Consider the following 22599-nt stretch of genomic DNA (forward strand, 5'->3'; position numbering starts at 1 on the left):
CTGCGGCGCCCCGCGGACGGCGACGCCGCACCGCTCCCGGCGTCCGCGCGCCCGGCCCTGTCGCGCCGGGCGTCCGCGCGCCCGGCGAGCAACCGGCGCAGCGGTCGTACCGCCCGGGTGAGGGATGCGCGGGTCCCCGTGAGGAACCCCGCGCTCATGCCATCGGTCCGACGAGCAGCCATTGCCACGAGTCCTTTCCGAACACGGTTTGTTCCCCGCCCGTCGAGCCGATCTCGACGGGCGTTCCGTCCGGGCCGGTCGCGGCGCCGGTCTCCGGGTCGTACGGAGTGACGTACGCGGCCCGGTCGACGCCGCCGGAACCGGACGACGCTCCGGGGGCGTTCTGCGCGCCCCGCACCGAGGTGTCGCTGCCGCGCGGTGCCGTGCAGCGGGCGTCGGTGTTTGCGGGGCGTGTGCTGGTGTCGGCCGGGTCGCGCCGCCGGGTGTCGTACCCCTGTGTGCACGGCGGCGGGTCGTCGGCGCCCACGACCAGCCCGAAGTGGGTGGTGCCGTCGCCCGGGATGGCGGTGTAGCTGCCCGCGACGACCACCGGGAAGGTGACCAGGGCCTGCTCGACGCCGGGCAGCCGGGCCAGTGTCACCTGGCCGCCGCTGATGAGATTGGCGAGCAGGACCGGCAGATGCGGCCGGGTGGACCTCAGCAGCGAGTCGACCTCCTGTGCGGCGGGGGCCGTGTTGCCGACGAGTCGGCGCAGGTCCCCGTCGCTCGACTTCAACTCGGCGGTGAGGGCGGCGAGATCGCGGGAGAACGACTTGATCGCCGAGCCCTGGTCGGCCTGCGTCTTGAGGACCTTCCGCGAGTCCTCGATCAGTGCGACGGTCTCGGGGAGGGACGCGGAGGCCGACTCCACCAGCTCGTTCCCGGAGTCCACCAGGCGGCTCAGACGCGGCCCGGTGCCGGAGAAGGCCTTGCCCAACTCGTCGACGGTGACGCGCAGGTCGTCCTTGGGTACGGATTTGACCAGCCGGTCCAGACCGAGCACGAGGTCCGTGGTGGCCAGCGGGACGCGCGTGTCCTGGCGCCGGATGGTGCTGCCGTCCAGCAGATACGGGCCGTCGGACCGGCGCGGTTGCAGGTCGACGTACTGCTCGCCCACCGCCGAGCGGTTCGCCACGACGGCGAGGGTGTCCGCCGGGACCCGGGGCGCGTCGTCCTCGATCTCCAGCGCCACCAGGACACCGTCGGCCCCCGACAAGCGCAGCTCGCCCACCCGGCCCACCGGCACTCCCCGGTAGGTGACCTCGGCGCCGGGGAAGACGCCCCCGGACTCGGCGAAGTCGGCGCGCACGGTGTAGCCGCGGTCGAGGACCTCGTCGACCAGACCGGTGTATTCGGCGCCGACGTACGACACCCCGACGGCCGTCATGGTGGCGAAGGCGAGCAACTGGGCCTTGACCGTACGTGTGATCACGGCTGCATCCCCTTCAGCATGAGTTCCGCGAGCGCGAGGTCGATCCCCGCGGGCAGGCGCCGGGAACCCGCGGCACCGTAAGCGGCTGTGCACACCGGCGGGCACAGCAGGTCGTCGTCCGAGGGCGCCGACGGACCGGTGGGCGTGTCCGGCAGGTCCGGGGAGTCCGGGAGCGCGGTCGGCGTCGGAACCCCGGGGACGTCCGGCAGGTCGGGGAGGCCCGGGGTGTCCGGTACCTCGGTGTCACCTCCGCCCGGGTCGCCGGAACCGCCGGGTTCGTCGGTGAGGTTGTCGTAGATGCCGGACAGGTCGAGGTCGGCGGTCACCTTGAGGTTGACGTAGTCGCCCTTGACGGCGTCGGCCGCGTTGCGCGGGAACGGGTAGGTGGTCAGCAGTTCGAGGGAGTTGGGCAGGTCGTCGCCCGCCTTGTTCAGCTGCCGCAGGATCGGCTTCAGCCGCTTGAGGTTCGCGACCGTGTCGCCGTGTGAGGCGTTCACGACCCTGGTGCCGGTCTTGCCGAGCGTGGACAGGGCGGTGAGCATCCTCGTCAGGTCGCGCCGCTGGTCGGCGAGGACCTTCAGCGCGGGCGGCAGCGTCTCGACGGCCGTGGCGATCGTCTTCCGTTCCGTGCGGAGCCGCTTCGCCAGCCGGTCGACTCCTCTGAGGGCGCGGACGATGTCGGCGCGCTGGTCGTCCAGGCCACCGAGGAACGTGTCGAGTTCCTCCAGCAAGGATCTGACCCGGTTCTCGCGGCCTTCGAGGGCCTTGTTCAGCTCCACTGTGATCGTCTTGAGCTGGGCGACCCCGCCGCCGTTGAGAAGTGCGGACAGGGCGGACAGCACCTCCTCGATCTCCGGGTTCCGGCCGCTGCGGGACAGCGGGATGCGGTCGCCGTCACGCAGTCGCCCCACGGGTTCGCCGTCGGGCGGCGCGGACAGCGCCACGTACTTCTCGCCGAGCACGCTGGTCTGCCGCAGCTCGGCGACCGCGTTGCCGGGCAGCTTCACCGAGTCGGCGACCCGTAGCCGCACCCGGGCGTGCCAGCCGTTCAGCTCCACCTTCTCGACGGCGCCCACGGTGACGTTGTCGACCTTCACCGCCGACTGCGGCACCAGGTCCAGTACGTCCCGGAACTCGACGGTGACCCGGTAGGCGTGGCCGTCGGCTGCGGCGCCGCCGGGGAGCTGGACGTCGTACCAGCCGTTGAACCCGCAGCCCGACAGCAGCAACGAACCCGCCGCCGTCCAGGTGACCGCCCGGGCCGTGTGTGCTCCGCTCATGCGCCGGCCTCCAGGATTCCGCCGAGACTCCGGTCGACCGTGCCGGTCACCGGCGCGGCCGCGGGTACCTCGGGCAGGGAGCCGAAGAGTTTGTCCAGCTCCGCGCAGTCGGGGTTCTTGCCACCCTCGTCCCCGGTGGTCTTCAGCAGGGAGCACAACAGCGCGGCCGGGTCCTGCGGTTGGTCGGGGTTGTTGCGGGTGTCGAGGGTGCCCGCCGCCGGGTTGTAGGCGTTCTGCAGGTTGGACAGCCCGGTGGGCGCGACCTCCAACAGCTCCTCCAGTGCGGCTCGTTGGGTGACGAGCACCTTCGTGACCTTGCTGAGGCCCTCGACGTTCGAGGTCAGCGACTTCTTGTTCTCCCGCACGAAGGTGGACACCTCACGCAGGGCGGTGCCCAGGTGCTTCAGCGCCGCCGCGAGGTCCCCCCGCTCCCCGGCGAGCTGCTCCGCCACCGTCGCGAGGCTGCTGTTGAACGAGCGCACGCCCTTGTCGTCCGCCGCCAGCGCGGCCGTGAACACCTGCAGGTTCCGTACGGTGCCGAACAGGTCGCCCCGGCCGTCGGACAGTGTGGTGACCGCCTGTGAGAGGTCCTCGACCGTCTGGTGGAGGTTCTGGCCCTGGCCCTCCAGGTTGTCGGCGCTCACGCCGAGCAGCCGGGACAGGGAGCCGTCCTTGTTCGCGCCCTGCGGGCCGAGCGCCTCGGCGGTCGTGTGCAGACTGTCGAAGATCCGGTCCAGCTCGACCGGGACGGCCGTCCGCGACTCGGGGATCACGTCGCCGTCCCGCAGCACCGGGCCCTTGCGGTACACCGGCAGCAACTGCACGTAACGGTCGCTGACCACCGAGGAGTTGATGATCGCGGCCTTCGCTTCCGCCGGTACCTCGCGGCCCTCGTCGTACTCCAGTTCCACGCGTACCCGGCCGCCCTCCGGTGCGATCTCGGTGACCTCGCCGATCCGGACACCCAGGACGCGTACGTCCGAGCCGGGATAGATGCCGACCGTGCGCGGGAAGTACGCGGTGATACGCACCTTTTCCTGGCGCGGCCACAGGACGACGACGAGCGCGGCGACGACCGCGAGCGCGGTGAGCAGGGCCAGACGCCTGCTCCTCAGCCGGCCGATCATCACGAACCCCCCTTCCGCGGCACCACGGGAGCCGCCACCAGGTTCTGGATGTAGCCGTCGAACCAGCGGCCGTTGCCGAGCGTGTTGGTGAAGACCCGGACGTACGGGGCGAGCAGCTTCACGCTGCGATCGAGGCTCGCCTGGTTGCGTTCGAGCATCTTCACGAACGTGTTGAGGTTCTTGAGCGCGGGCCCGATCTGCTCGCGGTTGTCCTCGACCAGGCCGGACAGCTGAATGCCCAACGCGGCGGAGTTCTTGAGCAGCCGGTGGATAGCCGTGCGCCGTTTGCTGATCTCCTGGAACAGCTTGTCGCCGTCCTCGACCAGCGCGGAGAAGTCCTCGGTGTGCTCGGCCAGCACGCCGGTGACCCCGTGCGCGTGGTCGAGGAGGCCGCGCAGCGCCTTGTCGCGTGAGGCGACCGTCCGGGAGATCCGCGACAGTCCCTTCAGGGACGCCCGTACCTCTTCGGGCGAGTCCTGGAAGGCGGTGGAGATCGTGTCCAGCGCCTTCGCGAGCCGCTCCGTGTCGACCTCCTCCGTCGTGGTCGTCAGATCGCTGAAGGCCTCGACGACGTCGTACGCCGACACCGTCCGGCTCAGCGGGATCTCGCCGCCGGGCCGGAATCGCCCGGGGCCCTTCGGGTGCAGTGCCAGGTACTTCGCGCCGAGGATCGTCCTGACCCGGATCGACGCGCCGGTCGCGGTGCCGAACTCCGGGTGGTCCTTGACCTTGAATGTCACCTTGACGTGGGCGCCGTCCAGGTCGACCTCCTCGACCTTGCCGACCTTCACCCCGGCGATCCGTACCTCGTCGCCCGGCTTGAGGCCGCCCGCCTCGGAGAAGGCCGCGCTGTACGTCTCGCCGCCGCCGATCAGCGGGAGACTGTCGGCGTTGAACGCGGCGACGGCCAGCAGCGCGAGGGTGGTGAGGCCGACGGCGCCGATCGTCACGGGGTTGCGCTCCCGGAACGGGATCAGGCGCGGGCGGCTCAGGCGTACGCGTGGCAGCCTGGGCGGCTCGATCCGTACCTTCATCAGCGGTTCCGGACGGCGTGGGCGCGGTGCCCGGCGCGGCAGGAGCCATATCTTCGGGAGCTTCGGCGGGTCGATGCGGACCCTGACCAGTGGTTCCGGACGGGCCCCCCGGACGCGTTTCGTCATGAGCCGCACCTCGCCCGTGCCACGTGCAGCTCGGGAGTGACCGCCTGCTTCGTCTTCGGCAGCACGATCCGGCCGTCGAAGTCGCAGAGGTAGAAGTTGAACCACGAGCCGTAGGAGGCCGTTCCCGTCAGCTCGGTGAGCTTGTTCGGCAGCCGATTCAGCACGCCTTCCACGGTTTTCTCGTTCCTGTTCAGGGTTCCGGTGAGCTCGGCGAGCTCCGTGATGTCGTCCTTCAGCGGTGGCCGGGCGTCCTCCAGCAGCCCCGAGGTGGCCTCGGTGAGGTCGCCGATGCCTTCCAGGGACTTCCCGATGGGCTTGCGGTCGGCGGACAGCCCCGAGATCACCCGCCGCAGCTGCTTGAGCAGTCCGGAGAACCGGGTGCCGCGCTTGTCGAGCGTCTCCAGCACGGAGTTGAGGTTGTCGATCACGGAGCCGATCAGCTCGTCGCGGTCGGCCAGCGTCGTGGTGAGCGACGCCGTGTGCGCGAGGAGGCTGTTCACCGTGCCGCCCTCGCCCTGCAGGGTTCGGATGATCTCGGTGGCGAGCTGGTTGACGTCGCCCGGGCTGAGCGCGGCGAACAGTGGCTTGAAGCCGTTCAGCAGCGCGTTGAGGTCCAGCGCGGGCCGGGTCCTGGACAGCGGGATGGTGCCGCCGGGCCGCAGCCGGCTGCCGTCGCCCGGCCCTTCGGTCAGCGCGACGTACCGCTGCCCGAGCAGGTTCCGGTAGCGGACGACCGCGCCGGTGCCGGTCAGCAGCGGGCGGTTCGCGGTGACGGTGAAAGTCACCTCGGCGAGAATCCGGTCCTTGATCCGGATGCCCTCGACCTCGCCGACCCGTACTCCGGCCACCCGGATGTCGTCGCCCTCCTCCAGTCCGGTGACGTCACTGAAGACCGCCCGGTAGGTGTGCTTCGGCTCGAAGGACACGTTGACGATGGTGGCGGCGAGCAGCGCCGTCGCCAGGACCGTCACCAGAGCGAAGAGAGAGAACTTGACCAGTGGTGCCACGGTCTGCCGGGCTCCTGTCGCCCTCATGCGTTGCTCACCGCCGTTCCCCTCGCCAGCGGGCCGAACAACAGGGTCGCGACGGGCGGCACCTCATCGGCGGGCACTCCCATGACGGGGGCCACGAGCGAGCCGACGGCCCGCTGCTCGGCCCTGGTGGCGGACACATCGGCATTCCCGGGCAGCGCGCCACCCGAACTCCCCGACGACGTTCCGTCGTTGAGCTTCGTGTGCGGCGCGGGCACCGCAGGACGGGGCAGGCCGCGGCAGTTCGGGCCCGACCGCTCGCCGTAGCGCGGTTCCTCGCCGGGCTCGTACGCGGGCCGCGGGCGGACGACCTCGAGGGTGATGCGCATCTCGCCGCCCCGGAACGTCTCCTCGGCCGCCGCCTCCTGCCGGACCAGTCCTTCGAGGAGGCACGGGTACTCGGGGGAGTAGCGGGCGAACAGCTCCAGGGTGGGACGGGAGACCCGGCCGAGGGTGATCAGCCGGTCGCCGTTGTCGTCGAGGTAGCGGTCCGCGGTGCCGGCGACGGTCGCGGTCGTGCGGAGCGCGGCGGACAGCCGGTCCTTCTTCTCCACGAGGGTGCGGCTGGTGGTGACCGTGTTGCGCAGGATCCTCATCAGGTCGGGTGCGGCGTCGCCGTAGACCTCGGCGACGTCGGCGAACCGTGAGATGTCCTCCTTCAGGGACGGCAGATGAGGGTTGAGGCGGCGCAGATAGCCCTCGACCCGGGTGAGGTTGTCCCCGATCCGGTCGCCGCGGCCCTCCAGCGCGGTGGCGAACGCCGAGAGGGTGGCGTTGAGTTCACCGGGCTCGACGGTGCGCAACAGCGGCAGCAGGTCGTTCATCAGCTGCTGCAGCTCGATGCCGACCGTCGTGCGGTCCTGGGTGATGACGTCCCCGGCGCGGATGGGCCGAGCCGATGACCGTGCGGTGCGGGCGGGTGCCACGAGGTCGACGTACTTCTCGCCGAACAGCGTCTTGGGCAGCAGCCGCGCGTGCACGTCGGCCGGGATGAAGCGCACGTGCTCCGGCTTGAGCGCGATGTCGAGGGTGGCCTTGGCGCCGTCCGCGCGCACCGCCCGCACCTCACCGACCAGCAGCCCGCGCAGTTTCACGTCGGCGCGCGGATCCAGCTGGTTGCCCAGGCTGTCGGCCTCCAGGGTGATCCGTACGACGGTGGTGAACGCCTGCTGGTAGACGGCGATGGCGAGTGACAGCAACAGCGCCATCACGACGACGAAAGCGATTCCGTACAGCCGCAGTCTCACTCGGCTCACCTCACTCACCCCGCTCACCCCGCGATCCGTACGGTCGTGCTGGCGCCCCAGATCGCGAGGCTCAGGAAGAAGTCCAGGACGTTGATGGCGACGATCGACGTCCGCACCGCGCGGCCCACCGCCACGCCGACCCCCGCCGGTCCGCCGCTCGCGTAGTAGCCGTAGTAGCAGTGCACCAGGATGATCAGGACGGCGAAGACGATCACCTTGCCGAAGGACCAGAGCACGTCGACGGGTGGCAGGTACTGCTGGAAGTAGTGGTCGTACGTGCCCGTCGACTGCCCGTAGTAGACGGTGGTGATGGTGCGGGCGGCGAGATACGAGGAGAGCAGCCCGATCACGTACAGCGGGATGACGGCGACGAAGCCGGCGATCATCCTCGTCGTCACCAGGAACGGCAGCGAAGGCACGCCCATCACCTCGAGGGCGTCCGTCTCCTCACTGATCCGCATCGCGCCGAGCTGCGCGGTGAACCCGGCTCCGACGGTCGCGGACAGCGCGAGTCCGGCCACCAGCGGTGCGATCTCACGGGTGTTGAAGTACGCCGAGAGGAAGGCCACGAAGTTGGAGGTACCGAGCTGGTTGAGGGCCGCGTAGCCCTGGAGTCCCACCTCGGTGCCCGTGAAGAAGGAGAGGAAGGCGATGACGCCGACCGTGCCGCCCACCACCGCGAGCGCGCCACGGCCGAAGCTCACCTCGGCGAGCAGCCGCAGCACCTCCTTCTTGTAGCGGCGCAGGGTACGGCCCGTCCACGCCAACGATCGGCCGTAGAAGGAGAGTTGGGAGCCCAGCTGCTCCAGGCGATGCAACAGCGCCATGCCCTCAGCCCCTCTGGGGAACGACTTGGAAGTACACGGCGGTCATCACGAAGTTCGTCACGAACAGCAACATGAAGGTGATCACCACTGACTGGTTGACGGCGTCTCCCACGCCCTTCGGGCCGCCTTTCGCCGTGAGTCCCTTGTAGGAGGCGACGATCGCGGCGATCGCCCCGAACACCAGTGCCTTCAGCTCGGCCGCCCACAGGTCGGAGAGCTGGGCGAGAGTGGTGAAGGACGCCAGGTACGCGCCCGGCGTGCCGTTCTGGAGGATCACGTTGAAGAAGTAGCCGCCCGCGACGCCGACCACCGAGACCAGACCGTTGAGCAGCACGGCCACCAGCATCGACGCGAGGACACGCGGTACGACCAGCCGGTGGATGGGGTCGATGCCGAGCACCTGCATCGCGTCGATCTCGTCACGGATCTTGCGGGCGCCGAGGTCCGCGCAGATCGCCGTGCCGCCCGCGCCCGCGATCAGCAGCGCGGTGACGATCGGCGAGGCCTCCCGCAGCACGGCGAGGACGGAGGCGGCACCCGAGAAGGACTGCGCCCCCAGCTGCCGGGTCAGACTGCCGATCTGCAGCGCGATGACCGCGCCGAAGGGGATCGACACGAGAGCCGTGGGCAGGATCGTGACGCTCGCGACGAACCACGCCTGCTGGATGAACTCCCTTGCCTGGAAAGGCCGCCGGAAGATCGTCCGGAGCACGTCAAGCGCCATCGCGAACAGACTCCCCGAATGCCGCAGCGCTCCGGTGGGTGACAGGCTCATACGTCCGCCACCTCCCTGCGCTGCAGCTCCTCCTCGCGTCTCGCGATCGACTGCCAGCGCGGCGGGCGGGTGATGCCGAGGCCCGGCAGCAGGCGGGGAGGCAGGGCCCGACTGCCGGCGGTCTTCGCCCGCTCGCCGTCGCCGAGCTGCGCCAGCTCCTCCTCGACCTGGGCGGCGTCCTTCTCCTCCGCCATGCCGATCGGCCCCTGCATCCGGCCGTTCAGAAACTGCCGTACAACGGGCTCGTCGCTGGTCAGCAGCTCCTCGCGGGGGCCGAACAGCACCAGCTCGCGCCGGAACAGCAGCCCGATGTTGTCCGGCACCTGACGGGCCGAGGCGATGTCGTGGGTGACGATCAGGAAGGTCGCGTCGATCTGCGCGTTGAGATCGACGATGAGCTGGTTGAGGTACGCCACGCGCACCGGGTCGAGGCCCGAGTCCGGCTCGTCGAAGAGGATGATCTCCGGGTCGAGGACCAGGGCTCGGGCGAGCCCGGCCCGCTTGCGCATCCCGCCGGAGATCTCACCGGGCAGCTTCTCCTCGGCGCCGATCAGCCCCACCATGTCCATCTTCTCCAGCACGATCCGCCGGATCTGGCTCTCCGACTTGCGGGTGTGCTCGCGCAGAGGGAACGCGATGTTGTCGTACAGGTGCATCGAGCCGAACAGCGCGCCGTCCTGGAACAGCACGCCGAAGAGCTTTCGCACCTCGTACAGGTCGTGCTCACGGAGTTTCGTGATGTCCCGGCCCGCGATGGTGATCGAACCGCGGTCCGGCTTCAGCAGCCCGACGAGCGTCTTGAGGAACACCGACTTGCCCGTGCCCGAGGGGCCGAGCATGACCGAGACCTCCCCGGCGGGCAGCGTCAGCGAGACGTCCTGCCAGATGACCTGCTGACCGAAGGACTTGGTCAGCCCTTCCACACAGATCTCGACACCCATCCGGTACACCCTTCGGCCCGTGGAGCAGCTCCGACATGTGCTCTACGGGGAGGAGAGGGGTGTCCGTCGCTGGGGAGGCGGATTTTTTTCGAAAGGGTTCGCGGGAGCGTGCTCAGCTCGGCGGGGGCACGTCCAGGTCGGTCGTGTCGGCCGGGGTGTTCAGAACATCCGAGACATTCGGGACCGATGACTCCGTCGATGCGTCCGTCATGTTCGCAAGGCCCGGAAGATCCGTCACGTCCGGCACCTGGGGGACGTCCGGCACGTCCGGCACCTCGGGCACGTCCGGCACCTCGGGCACCATGGGCACGTCGGGCACGCGCGGGACTTCGGGTGTCGGCAGCGGGACGTCCGCCAGGGGTGGCACGGACAGCGGTACGAGCGGCCGGGCGTCCGACCGCTGAGGGGGCGCCGGCCGGGCGGGGGGCGTGGCCTTCGAGGCGCCGCGCGTGTCCGCTGCCTCCCTCCGGCCGGCGCCGTCGGACCGGAGCGCCTCGGCGGGGCTCCCCACGGGCGGCCGCGGAGTCCTGCCGCTCCCGTTCTCGTGACCGTCGAGTGAGTACGGCAGCACGAACACCGCCACCGCCAGGGTCGCGGCGGTCGAGGCGGCCGCCACGGCCTGCACCTTCCCGCCCGAGCGCGGGCGCCCGCGGCCCAGCAGGAACAGCACGAGCCCGAGCGTCCCGGCGAGCGAGGCGCGCAGGGTGCGCCGGGCACGGGCCAGCAGCGACTCGACCGTGCGGTAGCTCAGGCCCATCCGCACGGCGACCTGGCCCACGTCCAGGTCCTCGGACTTGAGGCGCAGCGCCTCCGCCTGGCGGGCGGGCAACTCCCCGCTGCGCACGGCCAGCCACCTGGCCTCGGCCCGGTCGCACACCGCCTCCTCGACGGGTACCGGAACCGATGCGACGAGCATGGGGCTGCTGCGCACCTGCGTCTCGCGGTTCACCTGGCGGTACCGGTCGACGCACAGCCGCATGGTCACGGTCGTCAGCCAGGCACCGAGGCGCTCGTCGTCGAGGTCCGGGCGCTCGGCGGCGCGCAGCATCGCCTCGTGCACGGCGTCCTCGGCGTCCTCCGGACTCATCGACCTGCGCCGGGCCACCTTGAGCAACTGCTCGCGGTGGCTCCACATGCGTTCCCAACGCTCGTCGGCTGCTGCCGTCTCCGCAGGCATGTCCGTCGCCATGAGGGCCCCTTCGCGCTCACCCGCCGGTCTCGTGCCGTCCGGCGGGGGGCGACATTACCGCCCGGTAGTGGCGGTTGTGGAGAGGGTGGCACTCATCGAGTCCGCACTGTTGTCCGATCGTCTAATCGACGGCGTCGGCCCTCCCTTCACTGGCCAGCGGGTCCATACCGGGCAGTATGTCGTCGCCTGGAAGCTCAACTCCCGGGCCGGGTACGGGGAAAGCGGACTCGCCAGGCGCTGCCGGCTCCTCCGCCCCGGATGCTCCACCGTCGGCCGGCCGGGCTCCGGAGGGGGAGGGCGAGGGGGACGGCCTACGCGGCGGGGCGACGCCCGGCCCGCCGGACGGCTTCGGCGAGGGTTCCGGTGTGGTGCGGCTCGGCCGGGACGACTTTCCGTCCCCCGGGGACTCGGTGGCCCGGTCCGGCACCACCCGGTGTCCGTCCAGGAAGTACGTGTACCAGGCCCTGACCGTGCGCAGATACGCCGCCGAGTGGTTGTAGCCGAGGATCGCCCGGTTCAGGTCGGCGGGGTCCGACAGGTCGCGCCCGCCCGCGCACAGATGGCGTCCGGCGGCGAGCGCCGCGTCGAAGACGTTGTTCGGGTCCGCCTGCCCGTCGCCGTTGCCGTCCGCGCCCCACACGGCCCAGGTCGACGGGATGAACTGCATGGGCCCGACCGCGCGGTCGTACACCGGGTCCCCGTCGTACGCCCCGCCGTCGCTGTCCCGGATGAGGGCGAAGGCGCCGCCGTCCAGCCGCGGCCCGAGGATCGGCGCCAGGGTCGTACCGTCGGACGACACCCGTCCGTCGCGCGCCTGCCCGGACTCCACCTGGCCGATCGCGGCCGGCAACTGCCACCGCAGCCGGCAGCCGGGCGCGGTACGCGCGAGCTCCGACTCGGCGTGCCGGTAGGCGGCGAACACGGTCGCGGGCAGCGCACCGCCCGCCACGGGTGCCTCCTTCGGCCGCTGCTTCGCGACCCGCACCTCGGCGGGCCGCAGCGGAGGGAGTTCGGTGCGATACGGGGAGCCGCCGGACACGCCCGGCCCGTGCCCCGGGGGTGCCTGCCGCGCGGGCGCGGCAACCTGTGCGATGAGTGTCCCCGGCGCCTGTGACGCGGTCAGCGCGGCCATCGCCGCCGCCGCGATCGCCGTACCCCTCGCGCCTCTCAGGGCACCTCCACGTACGCGCACTGCCACCTTGTACTCCCCTCCCGCTGTGGATCCGTCTCCTGCTCTACGCGGCGCGGTGGCGGGTCCGTCGCCGTGAACCGGAACCTCGTGAACGCTCGTGCTGTCGAGGGCGGCGGTGTCGGCCAGGAGCACCTGATGACGGACGAACCGATTCCGCCGCCGTGGAGCCCTTGGCCCTCGGGGGGAACCGCGGTCGGGGGGCGGTGTCGGGAGCAGGCTGCGATGGCGTGTGGAGTTCACGACGGAACCCTTCGACCTTGGCGAGCCCTGGCAGGCGCCCCTCGGGCGGGACGTCATCGAGGCCGCCGACCTGGACGCCGTGGACGTGGGCTAGTCCGGCAGTACCACGGAGAGCGGCTGCGACGCCGTGCTCACCGCGGTCGACGCCCTGTTGTGCAAGGCCGTGGAGGTCGGCGCCACCCGTGTCCCGCCGCAGGTCGACGTGATCGGGGAGGAGGAGATGGCCGAGGACCTGGCGGAGGCGAGGATCTGGCGGAGGCGAGGATCTGGCGGAGGCGAGGACCTGGCGCAGGCGACTGGCCGGCCACTCGCCGATCGGGCGACCCGAGCCGGAGCATCCCACCTCGGCCCGGGGACAGGGCGGCATGGCCGGGGCCTCCGACGACCATCACGCCGTAAAAGCTCGCACTGAACCTGGCCTACCAGGACAAGTTCCGCCATGCCTTCCTGATCTGCGCACCCCGGCCTGACCGGGGAGCAGACGCGGGACGCGGTCAAGGAGCGGATCGCCGACGCGCCGGAGCGGGAACACGAGATCGTCCGCCCCGAACTGCGCAAGATCAACCGCATCCGTCGCCGGGGCCGTCGCCCTTCGGCTGTCCGCCCGCTCCGGACGCATGGCGGACTGGGGACGCTCGGCGGCTCCGCGACCGACGCCGACGGCCGGTGCAAGGACCTCCCGGCCCTCCTGGAGGGCACGACCGGCGTGCGAGCCGACGTCGCGGTGGAGCCGTACTTCGAGAGGAAGCAAGCCGACGCGCAGCCGGACGCCCACAGTGAATCCGGACAGCGGTGCCACGGGAGTGTTCGTCCCGGGAGCGGCGATCACCTTCGCTGTCCGGCCCGGCGAGCCCTGGATCTGCGTGTGCCGTCCTGGCCGCGGGACAGCGGCCGGGGCCCCGTTTCGAATCCGTGGCGGACATGGTGCGGGCCGACGCGGCTACCGGGCCTCGCCGGAGCACGAGGCCCACCGCGTGTCCCGGCGTCGGGTAAGAGTCCTGTCCGGCAATCAGGAACCGCACCTCGCCGAAGGGCTGCTGGAAGGCCGCAAGACGTTCTCGGCGATCCGCCCGGCGACGGGTTCGAAGGCTTGCGCCCAGCCCGGTTCGACGATTTCTCCCAGGCCGTTCGGTAACCGATTCCCTTTCATCCGACGACCGCGGCCCGCACGCACAGCACGTCCGGCAGGTGCGAGGCCAACTGCCGCCAGCTGTCGCCGTCGTCCGCCGACGCGAACACCTCGCCGTTGCGGTTGCCGAAGTACACGCCCGCCGGGTCGGCGTCGTCCGTGCACATGGCGTCCCGCAGGACCGTGCCGTAGTGGTCCTCCTGGGGCAGGCCCGCGGTGAGCGGCTCCCAGTTCTTGCCCGCGTCCGCCGTACGGAAGACCCGGCATCGGTGGTCGGCGGGCACCCGGTCCGCGTCGGCGTTGATCGGGAACACGTAGGCCGTGTCGCCGCGGCGGGGATGGGTGGCCACCGCGAAGCCGAACGTGGACGGCAGCCCCTCGCCGATGTCCGTCCAGTGCGCGCCCGCGTCGTCGCTGCGGTACACCCCCCAGTGGTTCTGCAGATACAGCCGGTCGGGGGCCGCGGCGTCCCGGGCGACCTTGTGTACGCACTGGCCGAACTCCGGGTTCGGGTCTGGCAGGAACACGGCCGAGACGCCGGAGTTGGACGGCTCCCAGCTGGCGCCGCCGTCCTTCGTACGGAACACGCCCGCCGTGGATACGGCCACCGTCACCGCGCGCGGATCCCGCTGGTCGGTGAGCACGGTGTGCAGGCCCTCGCCGCCGCCGCCCGGCACCCACTTGGACCGTGTGGGATGCTCCCACAGGGGGCGGACCAGTTCGAAGGTCTCGCCGCGGTCCTCGGAGCGGTACAGCGCGGCCGGTTCCGTGCCCGCGTACACCACGTCCGGCTCGGCGGCCGCCGGGTGGAGCTGCCAGACCCGCTCCAGCGAAGCGTCGGTGTCCTGTGGGAACTTGACGGCCGGCTGCGCCGGCTCGGTCCAGGTCCGGCCCAGGTCGTCGGAGTGGAACACGGACGGCCCCCAGTGCGCGCTGTCGCCGCCGACCAGCAGCCGCGGACGCTCACCCCGGGTGTCGATGGCGACCGAGTACACGGCCTGCGCGTTGAAGTAGGGACTCTCGTCGAACTCCCAGGCGCCACCCCGTCTGCGTCCGATGAACAGGCCTTTTCGGGTGCCCACGGTCAGCAGTACTTCGGTCATGCCGATCACCTCCGCGACGTCTTCGTCTCAGACACCCGCCAGTCTGCACCCCACCACTGACAGTCACCCCCGGAAAGAGCTTCGCCGCAGGTCAGCGCGGCGAGGGTAGCTCGCGGGGGAGGTTCTTGGGTTCGTTTCGGGCAGATTCCGCACCGTCGGGGGACCCGCGGACGGGCAGAGCGGAGAAGTTGGCGTGAGCATAGAAGGGGCGTCTCCCGTATGGGAGTGCGAGTGCGGTACGGCGTGTTCGTGCGCTCACTTCTGGCGCTGATGAGGAGGATGCCTTCGATGGCGTTCCGTGGTCCGAGGGTGTGGCTGTGGCGCTGGCGGCGCAATCCGCTCAAACGCGGGGCCGACGTGCTGGAGGCCTGGGTGGTGCTCGGCGCCTGGGTGCTCACCGTCCTCGCCGGAGTGCTCGCGGGCCTGGCGGTGACCTGGTCCGTCGAACACGAACTGGCCCGGGAGCGCGCCGAGTGGCGGCCCGTCGCGGCCCGCCTCACCGAGCAGGCGCCCGGAACGTCCGACACGTCCTCCGAGACGGCGAGCGGTGAGCGGGTGTGGGCCGAGGTGCGCTGGAGCACGGCGGACGGCTCCACGCACACGGGCCAGGTCCGGGTCCCGCCCGGCAGCACGTTCGGGGCCCCGGTCACGGTGTGGACGGATCCGGAGGGCCGCCTGGTCTCGAAGCCCGCCACCGAGTCGCAGGCGCGGCTGCGGGCCGCCCTGATCGGCGGCCTGATCGGGGTGTGCGCCGGAGGTGTCCCCTTCGTGTGCGGCCGGGTGGTGTGCGGCCGTCTGGAGCGCCGGCGCATGGAGCGGTGGGACGCGGAGTGGGCGCTGCTCGGCCCGCTGTGGGGGCGTACGACAGGCTGACGCACAGGCCGGCGTGGCCATGCCACCGGCAGGAGGCGCTCTCCGCCGGCGGCGGGCGCCCTTCGCCGGCCGGGCCGCGAACGCGTCGGCCGGCCCGCTTGGCCCGGTCGACCGGGAACGGGCACCACGCAGCGCACCCCGCCATCGCGCGCTCGTCGCGACGGACACCGCCGAGGCCGCGGTCCCGGCCGGCAGCAGGCGATGGCCGAGGATCGGGCGCGGTTGCCGCGGCGGTGGGCCGAGCGCACCGACGCGGTGTGGGCGATCTCCACGGCCCGGCGATCGCCCGGCCCGCCCGCCTACCCGTCGCCCAGCGCCGCGCGGCACAGCTCCAGCAACCGCTCGTCCTTCCGGATGTCGTGGCTGCCGCAGCGTCCGGGCAGCGCCAAGTGGCGTCGCCGCGCCGACAGCTCGGCCTCCACCAGGTCACGAAGGGGTCCCCCGGCCGATCCCGTTCCGGCGAGACATTCGGCGATCGTGGCACGCGCGTCCGGGCTCTCCACCCAGACCGTACGCAGCGTCGGAAGCACGGTCTCGGTGTCACCGTCGATCCGCCACAAGGCGCACGCGGCCGTGGCCCGGTCCCGTGGGTGGCCGGACTCCGTCAGAGACCGCAGGACCCGCGCCGCGGGGCGCGCCGCAGAACCCATGCGCGACAGTGCCTCCACGGCTGACCGGCGACGACGAGGCTCCGTGCCCGCCGACTCCCTCAGCAGGACGGGCAGTACGACCGTCGCGTCCCCCTCCACCTCCCACAGCGCACGTGCCGCAGCGCTCGCGTACTCGGTGTCCAGCAACCCTCGCAGCAGCGGCCCCGCTTCTCGCGCGGCGGACCCGAACGTGCCCAGAGCCCGAAGCGCGGCCTCCACACGGACGTCCCCCGACCGCGGCCCGAGAAGAATTCCCCGTACCAGCCGCAGGGCCTCAGGGAAGGTCTCTCGGGCACCTCCGGACATGCCACCCGCGTCGGCGTCCCCCAGTGCGCCGAGCACCGACAGCAACGGCACGGCACGGGCGGACGTCTCAGGTGAGTCCAGGGATATCTCCCCGAGCCTGCGCCGCACCACGGGCACCAGCGGGGCCAGGTGCCGCCCCAGGTGGCGGACCGTCTGCCCGAGATCGCCGGGCACGACCGGCCCGGCCAGCACCTCGGCCAGCACCGGCACCGCCCGTGGATCCCCGCTGTGGGCAAGCGCCTTGAGCGGCCCGCCGAGCGTCGGCACCCCCTGCCCCCATCGCCGCACCCACAGGTCGGGACGGTCGGACACCAGCGCGGCCAGGTCGTCGGCGGCGGGGGCGGCCAGTTCGAAGAGGTCCGTGAGGACGGACACCGCGGCATCGCGCAACCGGTCCTGCGGGGAACCCAGTTGTGCCCCGATCAGCGCGACGAGCCCCGTGCAGTCCGCCCGCCACTCGCGCATCAGCCCCGCCGAGATCCACACGGCGTTGCACCGGTCGGTCGCATCCGGGCAGGTCAACTGCCCTTCCAGAAGAGCGATCCGGTCGCCCACCCGGTCGTCGAGCGCCTTGTGCAGGGTCCGCAGCAACTGCGAGCCCTCCTCGTCCGAGGGCCGCAGCCGCCGCAACCGGCCGACGAGCGTGTCCGTGCCGGGGCCCTCGGCCTCCTCCGGCCGCGAGGGCCGCCGCGCGGACCTCTCCCTGAGCAGCCGGACGGCGAGGGGGACCAGGTCGGACGGGAGCCGGTCGGGGGCGCATTCCGCCAGCCGGCCGAGCGCGGCGAGCCGTAAGGCCGGTCCGCGGGGCGCCGCGCTCTGCGCGACCAGCAGCTCCAACGCCTCGGCACAGTGATCGGGGTGCCGTCGTACGAACAGGCCGAGGCTCTCCGCCAAGGCGATCAGGACCCGGTCGTCCCGCTCCGCCGTGATCCGTTCCCGCAGCAGGTCCAGCACCCGGGCCGGTTCGTCGACGAACCGTACGACAGCGCCCGCGGCGGCACCGCGCACCGTCGCGTCCGCGTCCCGGCTCAGGTCGGCGAAGACCTCGGCACGGGTGCGGACCGCGTGACCGGCCGGCCCGCGGGGACCGTCCGGCTCCCGCCCCCCGCTCTCCCGCGCGACCACCGAATCCCCGCTCTCCTGCCCGATGCTCACCAGGAGTTCGACGATGCCGCCCCGGTCCGGCACCTCCGCCCTGCCCACGAGCGCGAACAGAAACGGAACGCAGGCCAGCGTCGAGTCGTACACGTCTCCCCGGTGGTGCACCGCGCCGTACATCCGGTCCAGCGCGGCCTCCCGCTCCGCCGGGTCCGGCGAGGCGAGCCCCCGCAGCCAACCGGGCACGTCCTCCGCACTGCCGTACGCGTGCCGCAATGAGGCCCAGTCGACCTCGTCGATCCCCGTGAACACGTTGTCCTCCCCAGGCGAAGTCCCAACTGATCGTGAGTCTGCACCACGGCACTGACAACGAAGTGGAATCAAGGGGTCACTGTGTGCGAACCGGCCGAGAAGGCTCCTTTGGCGGAGTTTCAGCCGCCGTCGGGCAGTGCCCGGGCGAGGACCGTGTCCAGGTCGGCGGCGTCGGGAAGAGTGCCGAAAGCGTGCCCCCAGTCGCCTCCGAGCCGGCTCGCGCAGAAGGCGTCGGCGACGGCGGGCGGGGCGTGCCGGACCAGAAGTGAGGCCTGCAAGGTCAGGGCCATCAGCTCCACCAGCCGCCGCGCACCGGCCTCGGAGGTCTGCGCCAGCTGCCCCTTCAGCCGCGTCACGGCCGCGTCCAGGCGGGCATTCGCCCCCTGGGCCAGGGCGAGTTCGGCGAAGAGGGCCTGGGCGCTGCCGGACTCGCGCCGCAACGCCCGCAGGACGTCCAGGGCGTTGACGTTCCCCGAGCCCTCCCAGATCGACAGCAGAGGGGCCTCGCGGTAGTGGCGGGGCATGCCCGAATCCTCGACGTACCCGTTGCCGCCGAGACACTCCAGGGCCTCCGCGGTGAAGGCGGGGCCCCGCTTGGTGACCCAGTACTTGCCCACCGCGGTCGCGATCCGGCGGAACGCCGCCTCGTCGGCGTCGCCCCGCACCGCACGGTCGGCCGCGCCGGCCAGTCGCAGGCTGAGTGTCGTCGCCGCCTCCGACTCCAGCGCGAGGTCGGCAAGGACGTTGCGCATCAGCGGCTGATCGAGGAGCCGTGCGCCGAACGCGCTGCGGTGGCGCACATGGTGGCCCGCCTCGACGAGTGTCTTGCGCATCAGCGTCGCCGACATCATCACGCAGTCCAGCCGGGTGCAGTTGACCATCTCGATGATCGTCTTGACGCCCTGCCCCTCGGGACCGACCAGCCAGGCGACGGTCCCGTCGAACTCGGGCTCGGAGGAGGCGTTGGACCGGTTGCCCAGCTTGTCCTTCAGTCGCTGGATGCGGAACGTGTTGCGGCTCCCGTCGGGCAGCACCCGCGGCACGAGGAAGCACGACAGTCCGTCCGGGGCCTGCGCCAGCACCAGGAACAGGTCGCACATCGGCGCCGACGTGAACCACTTGTGCCCGCGCAGCGTGTACACGCCCGGTTCGGCGGTGGGCGTGGCCGCCGTCGTGTTGGTGCGGACGTCGGAACCGCCCTGCTTCTCCGTCATCCCCATGCCCGCCAGCAGACCGCGCTTCTCGGTCGGCACCCTGAGCTCCGGGTCGTACTCGCGGCCGGTCAGCAGCGGTTCGTAGACCTTCGCGAGCTCCGGCTGGCGACGCAGCGCGGGGATCGCCGCGTACGTCATGGAGGTCGGGCAGCCGTGACCGGCGTCCGTGTGCCCCCACACCAAGCCGCCGGCGGTACGGGCGACATGGGCTCCGGGCCGGTCGTCCGCCCAGGGCGCGCCCGCCAGCCCCGCGTCGACCGCGACCCGCGTCAGCTGGTGCCAGCTCGGGTGGAACTCGACCTCGTCGACACGGTTGCCGTACCTGTCGTGCGTCCGCAGTTCGGGTTCATGGCGGTTGGCCAGTTCGGCCCACTCCTGGGCCTGCGCGCTACCGGCCCTGAGGCCGAGCCGACGGATGTCCTCCTCGGCCCATCCGGCACCCTCCCGGCGCAGCCCCTCAAGGAGGGCCGTGTCCTCGGACGCGTCGTAGGGGGCCAGGGGAGGGGGCTGGTTGGTGACGTCGTGCGTGGTGGACCGTTCGTGCGCGGGTGTCGAGACCATACGGCTATGTTGCACGCTCGCTGCGGTTGTAGCAATGATGCAATATGAGAGACGGCTCGTACAGTACGTGACCATGCGAAGGAACGTGCAGACCGGCGACGTCGACCTGCGGCCGTTGTCCGCCCGGTCGGTCGTGCTGAGCCTGCTGCTGGGCGCGCATCCGCCGGAGCTTCCCGTCAAGGACCTCGTCCGCGCGGTGGAGCCCTTCGGGGTCGGCGGCTCCACGCTGCGGGCCGCGCTCAGCCGGATGGTGGCCGCCGGAGACCTGCGGCGCACGGACTCCGTCCACCGCCTCAGCGACCGGCTGCTCGCGCGGCAACACCGTCAGGACGAGGCCGTACACCCCCGCACGCGCGCGTGGGTCGGCGACTGGGAGATGGTCGTGATCACCGCGACCGGCCGTGGGCCCGCCGAGCGCGCCGACCTGCGAGCCCGCCTGACCGCCCTCAGGCTCGCCGAACTCCGCGAAGGCGTCTGGCTCCGGCCGGCCAATCTGCTCAGGCCGCTCCCGGACGACCTCGACGAGGTGGCCCAGCACTACCGGGCCCGTCCAGACCGCCCCGCGCCGGAGCTGGCGGCGAGCCTGTGGCCCCTCGACGGCTGGGCGGCGACTGCCCGGGCACTGCTGCACCACGTCACCCATGTGGCCTGCCCGGACCGGCCCGCCGACCGGCTCACCGCCTTCGCGGCCGTCGTACGTCACCTGCTGGCCGATCCCGTCCTGCCGCCCGGACTGCTGCCGAAGGACTGGCCGGGAACGGAACTGCGCACCGCGTACACCGGCTACCAGGCGGAGCTGGCGGACACGGTGCCGCAGCGCGGTCTCGGCGCATGACAGGGCGGCCGTACGAAGCGCCGTGCGGGGACGCTTCGGACGGCCGCCTCACCTACCGTGGGGGGATTACTTGTAGGTGATGTCGGAGGACGCGTACTTGCAGTAGGTCCCGTCGGGGCCGCTGCCGTTGGTGGTCGGCTCCTTGCCCGTGTTGTTCCCGATGTACTTCTGGCACGGGACGATCTTCTTGCCGCTGTCCCCGACGATCGTGATGCCCCTCAGGGTCGCGCTGTCGCCGTAGTTGGTGTTGATGCCGACGAGCTTGCTTCCCGAGTAGGTCGCCTCGATGGTGTTGAGGTTGATCGTCCGCTTGTACTGCGTCGAGCAGTTGCCGCACGAGCGGATGAAGGTGCCGAAGTTCTGCACCGCGAAGTTGGAGACGTTCAGCGTCCCGGCGCCGTTGAACTGGAACACCTTGTCGCTGGCCGCCCGCGCGCCACCGCCGGAGACGGTGTACACGTTGGACGACGAGGAGCCCCGGAACGTCGCCGCGTCCTCGCCGACGTCCTCCCACCAGACGTTCTGCAGCGTGCAGCTGCCCTTGCAGTGGATGCCGTCGGCCGCCGGGGCGCCGATGATGACGTTCTTGAGGACCGTGCCGGCCGCCAGCTCCAGGATCGGACCCTGGTCCTCGTCCTGGTTGTCACTGCCCAGGGCGCCGGAGCCGTAGAGGCGCTTCATCCCGTAGTCCTTGGTGCCGGACAGCGCGATGGTGGAGGAGACGGCCTGGCTGCCGTTGGCGCTGGGCCAGGTGGCGGCAGCCGCCTGCGGGGCGTTGAGTGTCATGATCATGCCAGCCGAGAGAGCGAGTGCGGCCAGCGAGCCGGTCACCGCGCGCCTTCGGGCGAGCGGGGGAGCCGAAGAAGTCATGTCCCGAATCCTTCTTCCGTGTTGGGGGGTCGGTCAGAGCTTTCCGGTGCCCGCGCCGCTCGTCACCGAGGCGACGACGGAGGAGGCGGGCTCTGCCGTGTAGCTGTACGGAGCGGTGGTGAAGGTGCCGACCCGCGAGACCTCGGTGGCGGCTCCACCCAGGTCGTTGCCACGCAGGTTGGCGAATCCGTCGACGTCGCTGCTGCGGTTCGTGGTGACCGCGACCGCCGTCGAACGGAAGACGTTGTTCTCGACGAGCATCTGAGCGCCCATACGGGAGTGCACGGCGGTCTCGGCGCCGACGACGTAGTTGTCGTAGAAGTGCCCGGTACCGAAGCGCAGGCTCGGGATGCGCGAGTTGACGTTGTTGAAGTGGTTGTGGTGGTACGTCACCTTCAGGTGCCCGGTGTCCTCGCTCGCGTTGTTGTCGCTGTGACCGACGAGCGAGCCCTTGAAGTGGTCCTTGAAGGTGTTCCAGGACACCGTGACGTTGTCGGAGCCGTGGTTGATGTCCAGCAGTCCGTCGTAGTAGTCCTTGTCGTGGTCCCGGTCGGCCGAGAAGGAGTTGTGGTCGATCCACACCTTCGTCGACCTCTGCACCTCGATGCCGTCGGCCGGTGCGAGCGGCTTGCTGATGTTCAGGTTGCGGACGACGACGTTGCTGACGCTCTTCAGCCGCAGACCGCCCCCGGTGAACCCGGACGCCGAACCGACGCCCACCACCGTGGTGTTGGAGCCGATGTCGACCTGGCCGCTCAGGGAGATCAGGCCGTTGACCTTCACGACCTTGGCCGAGTTGCCGGTGACCGCCGTCTTGAAGGCGGACAGCGACGAGACGGTGACCGCCGTGGCGCTGCCGCCGCCGGTCGTCCCGGCGCCGAACCCGACCGGCGAGCTCTCGGCGGCTGTGGCCGACTGGGGGAAGGCCAGCACGGCGACCGTCGCGAGAGCGACCGCGCCTACCGCTGTTGCCGATCTTTGCGCGTGTGTACGTGGGGGGAGAGTACGCATGCGGGTGCGTCCCTTCAAGCTGCCTGATGGTTCATGTACGTGATCGTTGTTCGCCATACAGATCGCCGCGCGCGCTCAGGGTGGCTGTCTGGGCGTGGGGTGGTCCCAGACGGTCACACTGCTGAACGGAACGTAGGGGGCAAGCGCTTTCTAGTCAACGCTTTGCGCAGAACACCTTCGGCCACTCCTGGTGGGG

18 protein-coding genes and 4 pseudogenes are annotated in these 22599 nt (G+C 71.2%); 5 read left to right on the top strand and 17 right to left on the bottom strand.

What is annotated here, in order from left to right; genetic code table 11:
* Window positions 1-154: 154 nt before the first annotated feature.
* The 11 genes from ACWBNA_RS41835 to ACWBNA_RS41885 all read right to left on the bottom strand — a co-directional run bounded on the left by ACWBNA_RS41835 (window position 155) and on the right by ACWBNA_RS41885 (window position 12201).
* Entirely contained in the window at window positions 155-1432 is a 1278-nt protein-coding gene (locus ACWBNA_RS41835; protein ID WP_482709826.1) for an MCE family protein, read from the bottom strand.
* On the bottom strand, window positions 1429-2712 hold the full coding sequence (locus ACWBNA_RS41840) for an MCE family protein (protein WP_482709827.1): 1284 nt from the start codon (window positions 2710-2712) through the stop codon (window positions 1429-1431). The genes ACWBNA_RS41835 and ACWBNA_RS41840 overlap by 4 nt, the downstream gene beginning before the upstream one ends.
* Complete coding sequence (locus tag ACWBNA_RS41845; RefSeq protein WP_482709828.1) at window positions 2709-3839, bottom strand: MCE family protein; 1131 nt, start codon at window positions 3837-3839, stop codon at window positions 2709-2711. Before ACWBNA_RS41845 ends, ACWBNA_RS41840 begins: the two co-directional genes overlap by 4 nt.
* Window positions 3839-4816 (bottom strand): MCE family protein, encoded by a 978-nt coding sequence (locus ACWBNA_RS41850; protein WP_482709875.1) that lies wholly within the window; start codon window positions 4814-4816, stop codon window positions 3839-3841. The genes ACWBNA_RS41845 and ACWBNA_RS41850 overlap by 1 nt, the downstream gene beginning before the upstream one ends.
* A 179-nt stretch (window positions 4817-4995) precedes the next feature.
* Window positions 4996-6033 carry an MCE family protein gene (locus tag ACWBNA_RS41855; protein WP_482709829.1) on the bottom strand — a complete coding sequence of 346 codons (1038 nt, stop codon included), beginning with the start codon at window positions 6031-6033 and terminating at the stop codon, window positions 4996-4998.
* On the bottom strand, window positions 6030-7286 hold the full coding sequence (locus tag ACWBNA_RS41860; protein WP_482709830.1) for an MCE family protein: 1257 nt from the start codon (window positions 7284-7286) through the stop codon (window positions 6030-6032). Before ACWBNA_RS41860 ends, ACWBNA_RS41855 begins: the two co-directional genes overlap by 4 nt.
* 14 nt (window positions 7287-7300) lie before the next feature.
* The gene (locus ACWBNA_RS41865) at window positions 7301-8104 is read right to left on the bottom strand and encodes an MlaE family ABC transporter permease (protein WP_482709831.1); all 804 of its coding nucleotides are present in this window, start codon (window positions 8102-8104) and stop codon (window positions 7301-7303) included.
* Between the two features lie 4 nt (window positions 8105-8108).
* Window positions 8109-8879, bottom strand: a complete 771-nt coding sequence (locus ACWBNA_RS41870; protein ID WP_482709832.1) for an MlaE family ABC transporter permease — start codon at window positions 8877-8879, stop codon at window positions 8109-8111.
* Window positions 8876-9820, bottom strand: coding sequence for an ABC transporter ATP-binding protein (locus tag ACWBNA_RS41875; protein WP_482709833.1), 945 nt, complete (start codon window positions 9818-9820; stop codon window positions 8876-8878). The genes ACWBNA_RS41870 and ACWBNA_RS41875 overlap by 4 nt, the downstream gene beginning before the upstream one ends.
* Before the next feature lie 112 nt (window positions 9821-9932).
* Window positions 9933-11009: an RNA polymerase sigma factor gene (locus ACWBNA_RS41880; protein ID WP_482709834.1), complete on the bottom strand. Its 1077-nt coding sequence runs from the start codon at window positions 11007-11009 to the stop codon at window positions 9933-9935.
* Between the two features lie 121 nt (window positions 11010-11130).
* Window positions 11131-12201, bottom strand: coding sequence for a lytic transglycosylase domain-containing protein (locus tag ACWBNA_RS41885; RefSeq protein ID WP_482709835.1), 1071 nt, complete (start codon window positions 12199-12201; stop codon window positions 11131-11133).
* Window positions 12202-12418: 217 nt separating this feature from the next.
* On the opposite strand from ACWBNA_RS41885, the pseudogene ACWBNA_RS41890 reads away from it, so the two are divergent.
* From ACWBNA_RS41890 to ACWBNA_RS41900, 3 pseudogenes are all read left to right on the top strand, one after another.
* Window positions 12419-12658: pseudogene (locus ACWBNA_RS41890) on the top strand (hypothetical protein); the annotation flags it as partial.
* A gap of 43 nt (window positions 12659-12701) precedes the next feature.
* Window positions 12702-13015 (top strand): annotated as a pseudogene (locus ACWBNA_RS41895) (2-oxo-4-hydroxy-4-carboxy-5-ureidoimidazoline decarboxylase); the annotation flags it as partial.
* Between the two features lies 1 nt (window position 13016).
* Window positions 13017-13292, top strand: a pseudogene (locus tag ACWBNA_RS41900) (hydroxyisourate hydrolase); the annotation flags it as partial.
* Here the strand turns inward: ACWBNA_RS41900 and ACWBNA_RS41905 are convergent.
* Together ACWBNA_RS41905 and ACWBNA_RS41910 are read right to left on the bottom strand one after the other, a co-directional pair.
* Window positions 13266-13591: pseudogene (locus ACWBNA_RS41905) on the bottom strand (hypothetical protein); the annotation flags it as partial. The pseudogenes ACWBNA_RS41900 and ACWBNA_RS41905 sit on opposite strands and share 27 nt — an antisense overlap.
* A complete protein-coding gene (locus ACWBNA_RS41910; protein ID WP_482709836.1) occupies window positions 13588-14673 on the bottom strand; it encodes a WD40/YVTN/BNR-like repeat-containing protein in 1086 nt (361 codons plus the stop codon). The pseudogene ACWBNA_RS41905 and the gene ACWBNA_RS41910, both read right to left, overlap by 4 nt.
* Before the next feature lie 288 nt (window positions 14674-14961).
* Here ACWBNA_RS41910 and ACWBNA_RS41915 point away from each other — a divergent pair, with 288 nt between their 5' ends.
* Window positions 14962-15546, top strand: a complete 585-nt coding sequence (locus ACWBNA_RS41915; protein WP_482709837.1) for an Rv1733c family protein — start codon at window positions 14962-14964, stop codon at window positions 15544-15546.
* A gap of 299 nt (window positions 15547-15845) precedes the next feature.
* Here the strand turns inward: ACWBNA_RS41915 and ACWBNA_RS41920 are convergent, their stop codons facing one another.
* On the bottom strand, window positions 15846-17912 hold the full coding sequence (locus ACWBNA_RS41920) for a HEAT repeat domain-containing protein (protein WP_482709838.1): 2067 nt from the start codon (window positions 17910-17912) through the stop codon (window positions 15846-15848).
* A 119-nt stretch (window positions 17913-18031) separates the two neighbouring features.
* On the bottom strand, window positions 18032-19687 hold the full coding sequence (locus tag ACWBNA_RS41925) for an acyl-CoA dehydrogenase family protein (protein ID WP_482709839.1): 1656 nt from the start codon (window positions 19685-19687) through the stop codon (window positions 18032-18034).
* A gap of 73 nt (window positions 19688-19760) precedes the next feature.
* Here ACWBNA_RS41925 and ACWBNA_RS41930 point away from each other — a divergent pair, with 73 nt between their 5' ends.
* Window positions 19761-20522 (top strand): PaaX family transcriptional regulator C-terminal domain-containing protein, encoded by a 762-nt coding sequence (locus tag ACWBNA_RS41930; RefSeq protein ID WP_482709840.1) that lies wholly within the window; start codon window positions 19761-19763, stop codon window positions 20520-20522.
* A gap of 66 nt (window positions 20523-20588) precedes the next feature.
* Here ACWBNA_RS41930 and ACWBNA_RS41935 read toward each other — a convergent pair whose 3' ends face one another.
* Window positions 20589-21392, bottom strand: a complete 804-nt coding sequence (locus ACWBNA_RS41935; protein ID WP_482709841.1) for a pectate lyase — start codon at window positions 21390-21392, stop codon at window positions 20589-20591.
* Window positions 21393-21425: 33 nt separating this feature from the next.
* Window positions 21426-22403 carry a pectate lyase family protein gene (locus tag ACWBNA_RS41940; RefSeq protein ID WP_482709842.1) on the bottom strand — a complete coding sequence of 326 codons (978 nt, stop codon included), beginning with the start codon at window positions 22401-22403 and terminating at the stop codon, window positions 21426-21428.
* Window positions 22404-22599: the final 196 nt, after the last annotated feature.

The sequence above is a fragment of the Streptomyces sp. Q2 genome, assembly GCF_056820935.1.